General features: G+C 58.4%; 14 protein-coding genes. 10 read left to right on the top strand and 4 right to left on the bottom strand.

The features are described 5' to 3' along the window. Positions 1 to 235: 235 nt before the first annotated feature. The 6 genes from NE623_RS04475 (at position 236) to NE623_RS04450 (ending at position 9,418) form a co-directional block, all read left to right on the top strand. Complete coding sequence (locus NE623_RS04475; RefSeq protein WP_370866684.1) at positions 236 to 1,381, top strand: HD domain-containing phosphohydrolase; 1,146 nt, start codon at positions 236 to 238, stop codon at positions 1,379 to 1,381. An 89-nt stretch (positions 1,382 to 1,470) separates the two neighbouring features. Continuing rightward, positions 1,471 to 1,815 carry an Hpt domain-containing protein gene (locus tag NE623_RS04470; protein WP_256272180.1) on the top strand — a complete coding sequence of 115 codons (345 nt, stop codon included), beginning with the start codon at positions 1,471 to 1,473 and terminating at the stop codon, positions 1,813 to 1,815. Beyond that, the gene (locus tag NE623_RS04465) at positions 1,815 to 3,851 is read left to right on the top strand and encodes a hybrid sensor histidine kinase/response regulator (RefSeq protein WP_256272181.1); all 2,037 of its coding nucleotides are present in this window, start codon (positions 1,815 to 1,817) and stop codon (positions 3,849 to 3,851) included. Before NE623_RS04470 ends, NE623_RS04465 begins: the two co-directional genes overlap by 1 nt. 51 nt (positions 3,852 to 3,902) lie before the next feature. Further along, the gene (locus NE623_RS04460; protein ID WP_256272183.1) at positions 3,903 to 6,731 is read left to right on the top strand and encodes an ATP-binding protein; all 2,829 of its coding nucleotides are present in this window, start codon (positions 3,903 to 3,905) and stop codon (positions 6,729 to 6,731) included. A gap of 159 nt (positions 6,732 to 6,890) precedes the next feature. Further along, a complete protein-coding gene (locus NE623_RS04455) occupies positions 6,891 to 8,537 on the top strand; it encodes a CTP synthase (RefSeq protein ID WP_256272184.1) in 1,647 nt (548 codons plus the stop codon). A gap of 230 nt (positions 8,538 to 8,767) precedes the next feature. Beyond that, positions 8,768 to 9,418 carry a phosphatase PAP2 family protein gene (locus NE623_RS04450; protein WP_256272185.1) on the top strand — a complete coding sequence of 217 codons (651 nt, stop codon included), beginning with the start codon at positions 8,768 to 8,770 and terminating at the stop codon, positions 9,416 to 9,418. Between the two features lie 321 nt (positions 9,419 to 9,739). Here the strand turns inward: NE623_RS04450 and NE623_RS04445 are convergent, their stop codons facing one another. Then, entirely contained in the window at positions 9,740 to 10,234 is a 495-nt protein-coding gene (locus NE623_RS04445) for a hypothetical protein (RefSeq protein ID WP_256272186.1), read from the bottom strand. Positions 10,235 to 10,571: 337 nt separating this feature from the next. On the opposite strand from NE623_RS04445, the gene NE623_RS04440 reads away from it, so the two are divergent. Next, positions 10,572 to 10,736 carry a hypothetical protein gene (locus NE623_RS04440; RefSeq protein WP_370866683.1) on the top strand — a complete coding sequence of 55 codons (165 nt, stop codon included), beginning with the start codon at positions 10,572 to 10,574 and terminating at the stop codon, positions 10,734 to 10,736. 74 nt (positions 10,737 to 10,810) lie between these two features. On the opposite strand, the gene NE623_RS04435 is transcribed toward NE623_RS04440, so the two are convergent. The 3 genes from NE623_RS04435 to NE623_RS04425 form a co-directional block, all read right to left on the bottom strand. Beyond that, positions 10,811 to 11,179: a BlaI/MecI/CopY family transcriptional regulator gene (locus NE623_RS04435; RefSeq protein WP_256272187.1), complete on the bottom strand. Its 369-nt coding sequence runs from the start codon at positions 11,177 to 11,179 to the stop codon at positions 10,811 to 10,813. A 303-nt stretch (positions 11,180 to 11,482) separates the two neighbouring features. Then, positions 11,483 to 12,172, bottom strand: coding sequence for a sigma-70 family RNA polymerase sigma factor (locus NE623_RS04430; RefSeq protein ID WP_256272188.1), 690 nt, complete (start codon positions 12,170 to 12,172; stop codon positions 11,483 to 11,485). 268 nt (positions 12,173 to 12,440) lie between these two features. After that, positions 12,441 to 13,400, bottom strand: a complete 960-nt coding sequence (locus NE623_RS04425; protein WP_256272189.1) for a calcium/sodium antiporter — start codon at positions 13,398 to 13,400, stop codon at positions 12,441 to 12,443. A 554-nt stretch (positions 13,401 to 13,954) separates the two neighbouring features. Between NE623_RS04425 and NE623_RS04420 the strand changes: the two genes are divergently transcribed. Genes NE623_RS04420 through NE623_RS04410 form a run of 3 tightly spaced genes read left to right on the top strand, consistent with a single transcriptional unit; the run spans position 13,955 to position 15,810 of the window. Beyond that, positions 13,955 to 14,389 carry an Lrp/AsnC family transcriptional regulator gene (locus NE623_RS04420; protein WP_256272190.1) on the top strand — a complete coding sequence of 145 codons (435 nt, stop codon included), beginning with the start codon at positions 13,955 to 13,957 and terminating at the stop codon, positions 14,387 to 14,389. 10 nt (positions 14,390 to 14,399) lie between these two features. Further along, positions 14,400 to 14,810 carry a zinc ribbon domain-containing protein gene (locus tag NE623_RS04415; protein WP_256272191.1) on the top strand — a complete coding sequence of 137 codons (411 nt, stop codon included), beginning with the start codon at positions 14,400 to 14,402 and terminating at the stop codon, positions 14,808 to 14,810. A gap of 10 nt (positions 14,811 to 14,820) precedes the next feature. Then, complete coding sequence (locus tag NE623_RS04410) at positions 14,821 to 15,810, top strand: glycosyltransferase family 2 protein (protein WP_256272192.1); 990 nt, start codon at positions 14,821 to 14,823, stop codon at positions 15,808 to 15,810. Positions 15,811 to 15,962 lie beyond the last annotated feature (152 nt).

Raw genomic sequence — 15,962 nt, 5'->3', positions numbered from 1 at the left:
CCCGCAAAGCCCACCACAGCACAACATTCCTCTATAAGCCCAGCTCCGCCCTGCCGGCACGGCGGAGCTTTTTGGCTTTTTGGCAAAATATCTCATCTTTTGTACACCTCCCCGTTTTTCAATTATTTGGCACAAAATCTGTTGCATTTCCCTATTCTGTTATACTATAATAAATAAACTATGGGAAACTGCGCTTTTGCACATTCTCCCTTTTTGGGGAACAACAGGTAAAGCTATGAGCGAAAAAGAAAGAATCCTGATTGCGGACGATTCCGCCATGAACCGCGCCATCCTGACAGAGATGCTGGGCGACGGCTATGAGATTCTGGAGGCCGAGGACGGCCGTCAGGCTGTGTCCATTCTGCAGACAGACGCCAGTGTCGACCTGCTTCTGCTGGATATCATGATGCCCAACATGGACGGCTTTGACGTGCTGACCATGATGAACAAATACCACTGGATCGACGAAATCCCTGTCATTATGATTTCGGCCGAGAATGCGTCCAGCTTTGTGGAGCGTGCCTATGATCTGGGCGCTACCGATTATATCAGCCGCCCCTTTGATATGGCCGTGGTGCGCCGCCGCGTCATCAACACGCTGATGCTGTACGCCAAGCAGAAGCGGCTGGTGCGTCTGGTGGCCGAGCAGGTCTACGAAAAAGAAAAAAGCAGCTCCACGATGATTAACATTTTGAGCCATATTGTGGAGTTCCGCAACGCTGAAAGCGGCCTGCACGTGCTGCACATCCAGACCGCCACCGACATCCTGCTGCGCACACTGGTGCAGAAAACTGACAAATACGGCCTGACCGCGGCGGATATTTTCCTCATCCGCACGGCCTCCGCGCTGCATGACATCGGCAAAATCAACATTCCGGAGTCTATTCTGAACAAGCCCGGCAAGCTGACGAAGGAAGAATTTGAGACGATGAAAACCCACACCACCATCGGTGCGGATATTCTGGACAAGCTGCCCTTCCAGCAGGAGTCAGAGCTGGTCAAGACGGCCTATTCCATCTGCCGCTGGCACCATGAGCGCTGGGACGGCCGCGGCTACCCGGACGGCCTGAAAGGGGATGAGATCCCCATCGCCGCGCAGGTTGTGGCCCTGGCTGACGTCTACGATGCCCTGACGAGTGAGCGTTGCTACAAAAAGGCCTTTGACCACGATACCGCCGTCCAGATGATTCTGAACGGCGAGTGCGGTCAGTTCAACCCCCTGCTGCTGGAATGCCTGACCAGCGCCGCCCAGCTGCCCACCGAGCTGGGCCAGTCCGCCGCGGCGGAAAGCCACCGCAACTATCTGGCCGAGGCCCAGCACATCTCCGAGGCGCTGCTGCAGGAGCAGGCAGGCATACGCACCGCGGACAAGCTGCTGTAACAGGCCAAGGAGGGCCGGAACCAATGTGTCACCGCAGAATTTACTGCTGAAGATAAGTGAAATAAGAGGAACAGAAAGGGAGCAGAATTATGACGTTACAGGAATTTTATGCACGCATCGGCGGCGATTACAATGCCACCATCAGCCGCCTGCCCAGCGAGGCCCTTATCAAGAAATTCGTCCTCAAGTACCCCGGCGACCCCAGCTTCAACCAGCTGAAGGACGCGCTGGAGGCGCAGGACTGGGAGCTGGCCTTCCGCGCCAGCCACACCCTGAAGGGTGTGGCCCAGAACCTCGGTATGGACCGCCTGTACAAGGCCGCCGCCACCCTGTGTGACGCCGTGCGCGGCCCTAAGCCGCTGGAGGATGCCAGCCTGTGGCCCCCTGTTGTGGCCGCCAATGAAGAAGTTCTGGAGGCCATCCGGGAGCTGTAATGTCTACTTCTTACCTTGATAAAAACGTGCACCGCCGCCTGGAGCTGGAAAGCGATATTCTCAACGCGCTGTGCGCCAGCTACCGCGCCCTCTACCGCGTGAATCTGGACACAGACACCGCTGAGCCCTACGCCATCAGCGCAAAGATGCGCCCCGAGGTTGCGCTCTTGATGGAGCCACGGCTGCCCTACAGCCTTGCCATTGAGCGCTATATCACCCGCTTTGTGCAGCCCACCGACCAGAACCGGCTGCGGGTGCAGACCTCCGCCGTAGCCATTCTGGCGCGGCTCGCGGACGAGGATTCCTTCACACTGCGCTACCGCGTGCAACCCAACCCCTCCAAACAGCAGTATTTCAACCTCTATGTTGCCCGCACCGGCACGCCCCACGTGGTGGTAATCGGCTTCCGCAACATTGACCGGCTGCTGAAAAGCGTGGAGAAGGGCCAGCATGAGCTGGAGCAGACGCTGGCAGCGGCCCGCATCGGCCTGTTCCGCTTGGAGTTTGAGGAGAACTGCCCGCCGCGGCTGTTTGCCAATGACACCATGTGCGGTTTGCTGGGCATTGAGCCCGACACCCTGACGCCGGAGCAGGCCTTTGCCTACTGGCAGAGCCGCGTAGACCCCGCCTATCTTGACACGGCGCAGGCCGGCGTGGATGCCATCCTGAAAACCGGCATCGGCGAGGTCAACTATCCGTGGAACCACCCGAAGCTGGGTGTCATCTACATCCGCTGCGGCGGCGTGCCGGATCAGAACTTTGACCGCCCCGGCTCCGCCGTCAAGGGCTACCATCAGGACATCACCGACACGGTCATCACCCGCAAGAAGCAGGAGGAGGAGCTGGCACAGGTCAATGTGCAGCTGCAGCGCGCCGTGGAGGACGCCAACCGCGCCATGGCCGCCAAGAGCGAGTTCCTCTCCCGCATGAGCCACGATATCCGCACCCCCATCAACGCAATTCTGGGTATGCTGGACATTGCCGAGAAGTACCACGAGGACTACGCCCGCCTGGATGACTGCGCCCACAAGATACGCAGTGCCGCCAACCATCTGCTCTCCCTCGTCAATGACGTGCTGGATATGAACCGGCTGGAAAACGGGCAGGCCAAGCTGGTGGAGGCCCCCGCCGACCTGAACGAGCTGGTCCATGACTGTGTCATTATGACCCAGACGCAGGCCGAGCGCGACGGTCTGACCATGACCGTCGACCATATCACGGTGGAGCACAACCGCGTGCGGTGCTACGCGCTGCAGCTGCGGCAGATTCTGATCAACCTGCTCAGCAACGCGGTCAAGTACAACCGCCCGGGCGGCAACATCACGCTGCGGGCCGATGAGCTGTATTGCAACGGCAAAACCGTGACCGTGCAGTACACCGTGCGCGATACCGGCATTGGTATGAGTGAGGAATTCCAGCAGCATATCTTTGAGCCCTTCACGCAGGAGAACCCCGGCGCCCGCACCAAGTACACCGGCAGCGGGCTGGGGCTTTCCATCGTGCGCGAGCTTGTGGAACGGATGGGCGGCACGATTCAGCTGGAAAGCCTGCTGGGCGAGGGCAGTCTCTTCATTGTGACACTGTCCTTTGCGCTGGACACCGCCCCCGCCGCGGACACCCCCGCCGAGGCCCCCGCGGCCGATCTGCAGGGTATGCGGGTGCTGGTGGCCGAGGACAACGCCCTGAATATGGAGATTACCCAGTTTATGCTGGATGAACTGCACGTTGCCTACGAATGTGCCGAGAACGGCGCGGAAGCGCTCTGCCTCTACAAGAACGCACCCGCCGGGCATTTTGACGCCATCCTGATGGATATGATGATGCCTGTGATGGACGGCACGGCTGCGGCCGCCGCCATCCGGGCCCTGCCGCGGGAGGATGCCGCGGATATTCCCATCATCGCACTGACCGCCAACGTCTGCGCTGATGTCTCTGCCGATGCAGCCTACGCCGATATGGACGACTGCTTATTCAAGCCAGTCCAGCCCTCGCATTTGCAGGCCATGCTTGCAAAATATTACGTGCAGCATTCCTAAACCGGTTTCCTCTGCCCGGCGCTGCACAGATTAGGGAGTGGTTTTTTCACCATGAATAAGAAGGAGACCGCCCCCGCGTCCCGGTGCGCAGCGGCGCTGCTGCTGCTTTTCAGCCTGCTGGCCGCCGTGCTGGGCTTTGCCATGCCTGTGCAGGCCGCAGGCAATGACGGTAAGGCCCTGCGCACCGTACGCGTTGGGTATTACGCCTACACCGGCTACAACATGATGGACGCGGACGGCAACCGCAGCGGCTATGCGTATGATATGCTGCAGCGCATCGGCCAGTGTGAGAACGTACAGTTTGAATATCTTGGCTATGACGGCGACACCAAGCAGGCCATGACCATGCTGGAAAACGGCGAGGTCGACCTGATTCCGGTGCTGCGCAGGACTGAAGAGCGCGATGAGCGCTTCGCCTTCTCCGCCGAGCCTATCGGCAGCGTGGCCACCATGCTGACCGTCAGGGCCGGCAACCGCGCCGTAGCCGCCGGCAACTACGATACCTTTGACGGTATGACCGTTGGTATGACCCGCAGCGGCAACGGCCGCAATGAGAGCTTTTTTGCCTACGCGAGGGAGCATGACTTCACCTACACGCCGGTCTACTTTGACACCGACTTGGAGCTTTCCAACGCGCTGCAGTCCGGCCTTATCACCGCCGCCGTCTCCAACCGGCTGCGTGCGACCTCCAACGAATGGGTCATTGACACCTTTGATTTGCAGGATGTCTACATTGCGATGCGCAAGGACGATGTTTCCACGCAGCTGCTTGTCAACGATGCCCTGATTAAAATGGACCGCGATGACCCCAGCTGGCGCAGCACCCTGTTTAACAAATACTACAACGGCAGCCGCACCAGCACCAAAATCTACCTGACCGCCGCCGAGGAAAACTACGTCACCGCGCAGAACGCCGCGGGCCGGGTCTTTACCGTGCTGGTCAGCCCCGACCGCATCCCCTACTCCTATCTGGATGACGAAGGGCAGCCCACCGGCATTATGGTGGATTTGTTCAAAACGGTTGCCGGCCGCGCACGGCTGCGCTACCGGTTCCTGACCCCGGCTGACCGCAGTGAGTACCAGCAGCTGCTGGACGCGGGCGCGGCCGACCTTGTGATTGACCTGACGGATGATTATTCCATCGCCGAGGACTGTGGCTACAAGCTGACCGGGCCTTATCTTTCCACCGAGTTTTCGTGGGTTATGCTGCGCAACCACAGCGGCAGGCTGGACAGCGCGGCCTCCGTCCGCAACGATAACGCCCCGCCGCTGGAAATGCCCGGCCTGTATGAGCGTGCCAGCGTTGATTATCTTGACTCCTTCAGCGACTGTCTCTCTGCGCTGCGCGCCGGGGAGATTGACGCCTACTATACCTACACCTATCAGGCCGAGCGCATTGTCTTTGATGATAAGCGCAACGAGCTGCGGAGTATGCTCAGTGATGAGCAGCGCCGCTTCTGCATCGGTGTGCAGAGCAGCAATGATGTGCTGCTCTGCAGCGTGCTGGACAAGAGCGTGGACAGCCTGACCCGCGCCGAGACCGCCGCCATCACCACCGAGTACACCAGCCTTGGCCAGCAGCGGTTCTCGCTGGTGCGTCTGGCCTACCAGTACCCGCTGATTATTGTGCTCACGATGCTCTGTCTGGTCATTGCAGCCATCTGCATTGTGCTGGTGCTGCGCAGCCGCCGCTTCCGTGCCGAGACAGAAAACGCCCTGCACAAGGCCGAGGAGGCCAGCGTGGCCAAAACAGAGTTCCTCTCCAATATGTCCCACGATATCCGCACCCCCATCAACGGCATTATGGGTATGCTGGACATTGCCGAGGAAAACTTTGACGACCCCGCCCGCCTGAAGGACTGCATGAAAAAAATGCGCGGTGCAGCGTCCCATTTGCTTTCCCTCATCAATGACGTGCTGGATATGTCCAAGATTGAATCCGGCAATATGCAGATGCTGAACGCGCCTTTTGATCTGCGCGTGCTGCTGGATTCCTGCTGCGGCATTGTCGAGGGCCAGATTACCGAGCGCCACCTGACCTTCACCAAGCAGATTGGCCCCTTCTGGCACCCCTACCTGCTGGGCAGTGAGCTGCACATCCGGCAGGTGCTGATTAACATTCTGTCCAACGCCGTCAAGTACACGCCGGACGGCGGCACCATCAACTTTCGCGCCACCGAGACCCTGTTTGAGGAGGGGCTCGTCCATCTGCGCATGGAAATCAAGGACAACGGTATTGGTATGAGCGAGGAGTTCCTGCAGCATATCTTTGAGCCATTCACGCAGGAGCAGCAACATTCCAGCCGCACCACCTACAAGGGCACCGGTCTGGGTATGGCCATCACCAAAAAGCTGGTGGACCAGATGCACGGCTCACTGGATGTCGAGAGTGAGCCCGGCAAGGGCTCGACCTTCATCGTGCGGCTGTCGCTGCCCATCGGCCCCATACCGGCCAACGCCGCCCCGCCTGGCGATGTAAAGCCTGATTTGAAGGGCCTGCACCTCCTTCTGGCCGAGGACAACGAGCTGAACTCCGAGATTGCCGTGACCCTGCTGGAGGAGCAGGGCGCCAAGGTCACCGCCGTGGTCAACGGCAAGGAGGCGCTGGAGGCCATGCAGAATGCCGCGCCGCATACTTATGACGCCATCCTTATGGACGTGATGATGCCCGAGATGAACGGTCTGGAGGCCACCCGCTGCATCCGCGCCTTTGAGGGCAAGGGCCCGGACGAGGGCACGCCCATCATTGCCATGACCGCCAACGTCTTTGCCGACGATGTAAAGTCATGCCTGGATGCGGGTATGAACAGCCACGTGGGCAAGCCGCTGGAGATGAAGATTCTGATGCGCGAGATTCTCAAGTACACTAACCGCAAGTGACCCGTTCTGAAGAATCTAAAGTAAAACCAGCTTTTTGCAAATTTAATAAAGAAAATACGCCTGTCATATTGCAAAAACTATTTTTTCTGATGTATAATGGGAAGGATAGTTTTTGGGATATGGCGGGCGTTTTTGCGCCCCCGATATGGAGGGTGAATTATGGCAACGAAGTATATTTTTGTGACCGGCGGTGTTGTCTCCGGTCTGGGCAAGGGCATTACGGCGGCCAGTCTGGGCCGCCTGCTGAAAACCCGCGGCCTGAAGGTGGCCAGCCAGAAGCTGGACCCCTACATCAACGTGGACCCGGGCACGATGAGCCCCCTGCAGCACGGTGAGGTCTTTGTGACCGATGACGGCACCGAGACCGACCTGGATTTGGGCCATTATGAGCGCTTTACCGATGAAAACCTGAACAAATACTCCAACCTGACCACCGGCAAGGTCTACTGGAACGTCCTGAACAAGGAGCGTCAGGGTGCCTATCTGGGCCAGACCGTGCAGATCATCCCCCACATCACCAACGAAATCAAGAGCTACATCTACAACCTTGCCAAGAGCACCGAGGCCGACGTGGTCATTACCGAAATCGGCGGCACGACCGGCGATATTGAGAGCCAACCCTTCCTTGAGGCCATCCGTCAGGTCGGGCTTGAACAGGGCCTTGAAAACTGCTGCTACATCCATGTGGTGCTGGTGCCCTACATCTCCGGCTCGGACGAGTACAAGTCCAAGCCGGCCCAGCACTCCTGCAAGGAGCTGCAGGGCATGGGCATTGCCCCCAACGTGATTGTGCTGCGTGCCGACGGCCCTGTGGGTGCGGACATCAAGCGCAAAATCAGTATGTTCTGCAATGTGCGCCCCGACTGCGTGATTGAGAACCTGACGATGCCCAGCCTGTACGAGTGCCCGCTGATGCTGGAGGCCGCCGGTCTGACCAACGTGGTAGCCCGCCAGCTGCATCTGGAGACGCCGCCGTCCGATCTGACCGAGTGGAAGTCCCTGATCAGCCGCATTGCCACCCGCAGCAAAACCTGCCGCATTGCGCTGGTGGGCAAGTATGTCAAGCTGCATGACGCCTACCTGAGCGTGATGGAAAGCCTCTACCATGCCGGTTTTGAGAACGAGAGCAAGGTGGACATCAAGTGGGTGGACAGCGAGCATCTGGTGGACCAGGCCTGCTGTGCCGACGAGCTGGGCGACGTGGACGGCATCATCGTGCCGGGCGGCTTCGGCGACCGCGGCATTGAGGGTATGATTCAGGCCGCCCAGTATGCGCGGGAGAACCAGATTCCCTACTTCGGCATCTGCCTTGGTATGCAGATTATGGTTATGGAGTACGCCCGCAATGTGCTGGGCTACGCCGACGCCAACTCCAGCGAGTTTTCGCCCGAGGGCCAGCACAATGTCATTGACCTGATGCCCGACCAGCAGGGTGTGGAGACGAAGGGCGGCACGATGCGCCTTGGCAAGTACCCCTGCACCATCACCCCGGGCACCAAAATGGCCGAGTGCTACGGCACGCTGGAAATTGACGAGCGTCACCGCCACCGCTATGAGTTCAACAACGAGTTCCGCGCCGAGTTTGAGGAAAAGGGCCTTGTCATTGCCGGCACCAGCCCGGACGGCCGCCTTGTGGAGGCCGTGGAAATTCCCGGCCGCGACTTCCATCTGGGTGCGCAGTTCCACCCCGAGTTCAAGAGCCGCCCGAACCGCGCCCATCCCCTCTTCAAGGGCTTCATTGCCGCCGCACTGAAGTACCAGTGCGCCCACACCCCGACCGACCACCCGGTTTCCCTTGGCGAATAAGTAATACACCAGACGGCCCCTCCCTGCGGAGGAGCCGTTTTTGTTTACAACTCTTTCACACCTGTAACGCAATATCCGCCTATGCCCATTCGTATTAGTAAACAGAGGCCCGTGAAGTACAAAACCCGACAATATTCTGTCGAAAACGGCGGCACAAATTGTGCGGGATACCGCTTGTTTAAGCTGTGCGCACGGCGTATAATAACATACTACACGAAAGGGTGCTAACTATGCGTAACTGGTGTTCGCGCCATCCGGTCTGGTTTATGGCGCTGTATGCTTTGTTTTACTTAACGTTTTTTGCGCTGCTGGAGCGCACCATCCAGACGCCGGATTTGTGGGTGCACTGCCGGCTGGACGATATGATTCCGTTCTGCAAATATGCCATTATCCCCTATTATTTGTGGTTCCCATGGATTCCGTTCACCCTGTTTTACCTGCTGTACAAGGCCCCGCGGGAGGATTTCTGGCGGCTCTGCCTGCCCTTGTTCACCGGTATGACCATGGCGCTTTTGTTCTATGCAATGGTGCCCAACGGTCTGGCCCTGCGCCCGCGCACCGTGCCGGGCACCGACATTTTTGCCCAGAGCGTCCGTATGCTCTACCGCAGTGACACGCCCACCAACGTCTGCCCGTCCATCCATGTGTTCAACTCGGTCACGCTGATGCTGGCCTACTACCGCAGCACGGTCTTTGACGCACCGCGCCGCCGCTGGATGCGCCCCGCCGCCATGGCGCTGTGCGTGTCCATCACGCTCTCCACAATGCTGCTCAAGCAGCACAGTGTGATTGATGTGGTATTCGGCCTGCTGCTGGCCCTAGCGCTCGACTACGCCGCCACCGCCCTGCAGCGCAGCCCGGAGAAGCTGCTGGCGAAATAACACAATATACCAACAAACGCCAACGGCGGGGTGAAAGTTCACCCCGCCGTTTTTTATATTCAAGGAAATTTTGCCGTAGGGGCCGGGCACGCCCGGCCCGGTGGTTTCCCGCAAGCAGCATTTGCCGGGCCAGCGCTGCGGGCGGAGCAAAGCCCCGCCCCTACCGCGCTATTGTTTACGGTTGCTCCGTAGGGGCGGCATATATGCCGCCCGCAAGGTTCCGGCCAAATACCGTTTATGGTCAATCTGTAGGGAGGGGTCTTGACCCCTCCGCGCTTCCCGCAAGCGACATTTGCCGGGTCAGCCCGCCCACTGGATTTCTCACTTTTTCACACGCGCCGCGTTATAGGATTTTATCATTACGGCCGCGAACCAGAGCATCAGCACGCTGAACGCCACAAAGGCCACTGCAGCCACCGTGGCCAGCGCCGGAATGAAATGTGTCACGGTGTAGACTGCCAGCGGCACAGCGGCGATATAGGGCACCCTGCGGCTGGTGCAATCGGCAAGGCGCAGCAGCAGCAGCGCCGCGGCCCAGAAGAGCCACAAATCCAGCGCACGCAGTGCAGGGGACAGCCAGACCCAGACGCCGCCGGTCTGCCCGCCGCAGAGAAGCAGCTCCAGCACAAGCCCCGCGCCACCCAGCAGCACCGGGCGCTTATCCCGGGATACAAGCAGCAGATAGCCGACAAGCGCCAGCACCGTGAGGGAAATCTCCTGCAGGGCGGCATTTTCCGGCACCGCCAGCAGGCAACGCCCCGCCGCGGCTACCCCAATGAGCAGATACGCCAGAGCTGTTTTGTTGCGTTTATCCATAGATTGTCTCCTGTGTAGGTTGATGATTCCCGATATATTGCCTTTATGGGCAAACTCGCCCCACCGCCTGCGAATCTGTTTTTTATTATACCTCTTTTATATCTCCCTTGCAAGCATTGTCGGCACAGCGTATAATGAGTATGTTTATACATTTAATTGTGCGTAAATGTATAAAGGCAACACTATAAAGAGAGGTTTTGGGTATGGAGTTTTCACATCGTCTGGACCTGTTCGGGCCCGAAATTTTCGCTGCGCTCAACGATAAAAAGGTTGCGTTGGAGGCCGAGGGCCGCCATCTGTTCAACCTGAGCGTCGGAACGCCGGATTCACCGACAGTATGGCGTTCTGTATGGCGCTCATCGACAAGGCCGGTGTTATCTGCACGCCCGGTTCGAGCTTCGGCCCCGGCGGCGAGGGCTATGTCCGCTTTGCCCTGACCCTGCCGGTGGAAAAGATTGCCGAGGCCGTAAAGGCCATTGCGGACAGCGGCATCCTGCAGTAACCGCACAGCCGCCCCCATAGGCACAAAAAAGCACCGTCCAACGTCAGGTTGGCGGTGCTTTTATTATTATGGATTTACTGTGCGTTATCCCGCATGGCGGCGCGCATTTCCTTCTGGATGGCGGGGGTAGTCTCCACCTTCTGCAGCAGGGCAGCCAGAAGCTCGGGCAACTGCTTTGCGGGCAGCTGCTCTGCCACAACACCGGCCAGATACTCGGCGTGGGAAACGGCGGGCTCAAAAGTGCGGGCATACGTCTTGCCGCTGCGCACAAAGCCGACCTCACGCAGAACGCCCTTCTCCATCAGGCTGTTCAGCATGGAGAAAATGGAGCGCTCCTTCCATTTACGGTCCACACAGGTGGACACAACCTCGGTCTGTGCCATAGCGTGGTCTGCCTGCCAGAAGATTTCCATAATCTGTTGTTCGCTTTTCGTCAGATGCACGTTGGTATACCTCTCTCCCAATTTAAATCAACTATATACTCATAGTATCTTTTTGTTAGGAAAATGTCAACGATTTTCTTAAAAATTTTTCATTCTTTTTCGTTACAATATAATATCTTAACAGTTCTATCACATTTCAGGCCTTTTCGGCAGACTTTTCGCTTTAAAACATAGGTTCGTCACTTTACTTGTGTGTGGCGGACGTGTGGCACGTGTTGCCACACTCTGCCACACATCTGCCGCAAAGTGCAATTTTGTATATTCCCGCCGTTCCAGTTTCGATTAACCTGTTGCCCGGCAAATTCACTCACTCAACCAGCCCTTTTCAATCGCCTTCAGCGCCCGCTTTTCCAGCCGGGAAACATAGCTGCGGCTGATGTGCAGCTGCGCGGCGGTCTGCTGTTGGGTGTGCGGCTCGCCGCCCAGGCCGTACCGCAGCCGCAGGATGGTTTGCTCCCGCGGGGGTAGGGTGTCCACCAGCGCCCGCAGGCGTGCGGCATCGGCGCGGCTCTCGCAGTCCTCCGCCAGATTGCCTTCATCGGGCAGGGTATCCGCCAGAGTGAGCTGGCCATCGGCCTCCAGCGGCTCCTGCAGCGATGCTGTCTGCCCCGTACGCCGTGTCCGGCGCAGCTCCATGCGCAGCTCATTTTCAATGCAGCGGCTGGCATAGCTGGCAAAGGGGCGGCCCTTGCCTGGGTCAAAGGTGTCCACGGCCTTGATCAGGCCGATAGTGCCAATGGAAATCATATCATCCTGCGCGGCGGCGCCCGCATAGTATTTTTTGCAGATATGCGCCACCAGCCGCAGATTATGGCGTATCAGCGTATCCCGCGCCGCCGCGGCAGCCGCCCCGCCCTTTTGCAGGTCGGAGAAGGCTGCACGTTCCTGCTCCAGCGGCAGAGGGCGCGGAAAGGAGCTGCTTTCCAGATGCAGCGCCAGATACAGAATATGCCCCGCCGCCGCCCGCAAAAACAAGCCAAAAATGCCCAGCATACACATCACCTCGCGCCAGTGTATGCCGCGCCGCGCCGGAAAATAACAAAAGAGCACCCGATGCATGGGGTGCTCTTTTTAGGGTCCTGTAGGGAGGGGCAAGACCCCTCCGTCGGCGGTTTTCCGCTGGCATCATTTGCCGGGCAACCGCCGCGGGGCGTCGGGGACGCCGCCCCCTACAGCGGCAGTCTGGAAACGGCATACCACCGCACGCTTACGGCGGGACGGGGTCACCCCGCCCTACGGAGTGCCCGTCAACAGGGCCAGTTTACATCACAAACTGCACCACGCAGAACGCTGCATAAATCGCCAGCAGGGTGATGCCCTGTGCGCGGTTCAGCTTGCCCTTGACGAGGGCGGGAACCGTCAGAATCAGCATAACGGCCAGCATAACCGGCAAATCGAGCACGAGGCTGGAATTGATGCCGAACAGGGTGTTGCTCTGCGGAATTGTGAAGGGAGCCAGCGTGACGGACACGCCGCTGACCAGCACCAGATTGAACACGTTTGCGCCGATGACGTTGCCCAGAGACAAATCGCTGTGGCCCTTCATCAGGGAGGTGATAGCCGTGATAAGCTCCGGCAGAGAGGTGCCCAGCGCCACAAAGGTCAGCGCGATGACGCTCTCCGGCACGCCGAGGGCCTGCGCAATCAGGGTGCCGTTATCCACCAGCAGGTTGGCGCCCACCGCAATCAGCACCGCACCAACAACCAGCAGCCCCAGCGTCTTGGGCAGAGACATCTCCTCCTCGGCCTCCTCGTGGACCTCGGCGGGGGCGTTTTTCATCTGCAGAACGTTGACAATCATGTACGCCACAAACATGGCCAGCATGATAACGCCCATCACGCGGGTGAATTTGTCGAACACATAGGCAGCAATGCAGTAGATGGCCGCCGCCGCGAAGAAGAAGGCGACCGGGGTCTTGAGCGTCTTGGGGTCAACCTTGCCGGGGCGCACCGCAATCGTGATGGCTGCAATCAGCGCCGCATTGCAGATGACCGAGCCGATGGCGTTGCCGTAGGCAATCTCGCCGTGGCCGGAGAGGGCCGACATCGTGGAGACCATGACCTCGGGCAGGGTGGTGCCGATGGAGACTACCGTTGCGCCAATCAGCAACTCCGGCAGATGGAAGCGGCGGGCCAGCGCGGACGCACCGTCCACGAACCAGTCACCGCCCTTAATCAGGAACAAAAGGCCGACAATGAACAAAAGCACAGGGATAAGCATCGCAATTCCTCCGTAAAAATGACGTATAACGCCGGAATTTTTATTATAGCACACCCATACAGGGTGCGTCAAACCCCACAGACTTAAAAATGTTAAAATGCCGTTTTGGCAGGCTGCCCGCAGGCGATAAGTGGCGGCAGCCCGCGGGCAGGCATCCTGCTTCAGGCGGCAGCGAGCCTCTCCCACCCCTTGGTCAACACGGCGGGGCCCTTATTTTACACACCTTTTCGGTTTATGTCCTGTTCACGCAAACACAAAACCCCGCAGGGGTTACCTGCGGGGCTTTGTGCATAGAGGGGTGGGAAAGTATATAAAGGTCAGTGAATGTCTTGATTGATTACAAACATTATTATAGCAAGTTTTCTTAAAAAGTCAAATGTCATACTTGCATTTTGGTTTTCAAAAGATTATAATAAAACCACAACAACTTAATTTTATTTAGCAAGCGCACAAAAAAGCATACTTTTTAAATTTTGTTAAAGATAACAATGACTGTATACTTCACTTTATTTTTTTGTGCGCATTATACAAAACAAAAGCAAGGAGTCATTTTCATGGATGATTTGGATCACAAAATATTGCAGCTGCTGGCGGAAAATGCGCGTATGCCTGTCAAAGACATTGCCCAGCAGGTCAGCCTGACCAGCCCTGCGGTTTCCAGCCGTATCCACCGGCTGGAGCAGGAGGGCGTCATTGGCGGGTACACCGTTGTGCTGCGCCACCCCGATGCCCCGGCCCGGGTCGAGGCGCTGATTTCGGTGCTGGTGGATGCCGCCACACGCGCCAGCTTTCTTTCCATGATTGAGCAGGAGCCGCAGGTTCTGCAGTGCTTCCGCGTGACCGGCAGCTACAACTTTATTATTAAGGTAAGCTGCACCGACATTGACGCGCTGGAGCATCTGCTGACCAAGATGCAGAAGATGGGCTCCACCAACACGCAGATTATCCTGAACACCCAGCTGGACCGCAGTCTGGCGCTGGACGAATAACGAGGTACCTATGCTACGCTTTTGTAAAAACTGCGGCCTGCTGCTGCCGCATGACGCTGACCACTGCCCGCAGTGCGGCACCCCGGCCCCTGCGGCGGTGCGCGCCGCTGCCCCCCAGCCCGGCCAAGCCGCGCCGCTGTATGAGGCGGACGAGCCGGAGGAGCGCATCCCCGCCATGAGCCAAGCTGACACCACCATCACGATGCTGCTGTTTGCCATCCCGCTGGTCGGGCTCATCCTCGCGCTGGTGTGGAGCTTTGGCGGAACGGACAACCCCGCCCGCAAGCGGCTGGCGCGCAGCTACCTCATCCGCACGCTGGTGGTAATTGCCGTGGTTGCGCTGTTTGTGCTGGTGGTCTCGCTGGTATTCAGCGCGGTGCTGCACAGCCAGCTGGCCTACAGCTACTACTATATGCGCTGAGGAGGTGCCCATGAAAGCATCTGTCATCATCCCCAATCTGAACGGCGCGGGCTGGCTGCGGGACTCCATCGAGTCCATCTGGGCACAGACGGAGCAGGACTTTGAGCTGATTGTCATTGACAACGGCTCCACCGATGAAAGCCTGGACATTGCCCGCAGCTACCGCGGCCACGACCGCTACACGCTGATTGAAAACGCCGAAAATACCGGCTTTTCCCACGCGGTGAATCAGGGCATTGCGATTGCCAAGGGCGAATATGCCGTGCTGTTCAACAACGATGCCTTTGCCGAGCCGGACTGGCTGGCGGAGCTGATCAAGACCGCCGACGCCGACCTGAAAATTTTTGCCGTGAGCAGCCTGATGCTGCGCTACTATGAGCCGGAGCTGGCCGATGACGCGGGCGATTACGTGACGATTCTAGGCTTTGCCTGCAAGCGCGGCGATGGTCTGAAGGCCAGCCGTTACACAAAGCCCTGCCGGGTATTCAGTGCCTGCGGCGGTGCGGCGCTCTACCGCAAGTCAATTCTGGATGAAATCGGCGTCTTTGACGAGCTGTTTTTTGCCTATTATGAGGACGTTGATTTAAGCTGGCGCGCCAACAATTTCGGCTACAGGAACGTCTATTGCCCCACGGCGCGCTGCCGCCACATCTGCGGTGCCACCACCGGCGCGGTGCGGTACAACCCCTTCAAAAGCATCCAGAGCGGTCGCAACAGCATCCTGCTGCCCTACAAAAACCAGCCGGTGCTGATGCTGGTGCTGAATTTTATCCCGATGCTGTTGGGGTATCTGCTGAAGGTCATTATGTTCCGCTTCCGCGGCTTTGGCAATGACTATGCCAAGGGCTTTCACGAGGCGTGGGTGGCGCTTCCGAAGCTGAACAAGCCGAAATTCCGCTGGCGGAATCTGCCCAATTACCTCTGGGTGGAGTGTAGCCTGATTGCCGGGCTGTTCCAGTACATCGTCTACCGCGTGCAGCGGGCGCTGAAGATTACGTGATTTGTGTTCTTTCTTTGCAAAGAAAGAGCCAAAGAAATTCCAAACATTATATTTCTTTTATCGGTTATTGCTTGCATAGGCCCGGTGGTTTCCCGGGAACGGCATTTTGCGGGCGGGCATCGGCGGGGTGAGGTCACCCCGCCCTACGAATG

The sequence above is a fragment of the Gemmiger formicilis genome (genome assembly GCF_024462815.1).
Lineage (GTDB): Bacteria > Bacillota > Clostridia > Oscillospirales > Ruminococcaceae > Gemmiger.
This window is presented reverse-complemented; position numbering and strand designations above follow the sequence as displayed.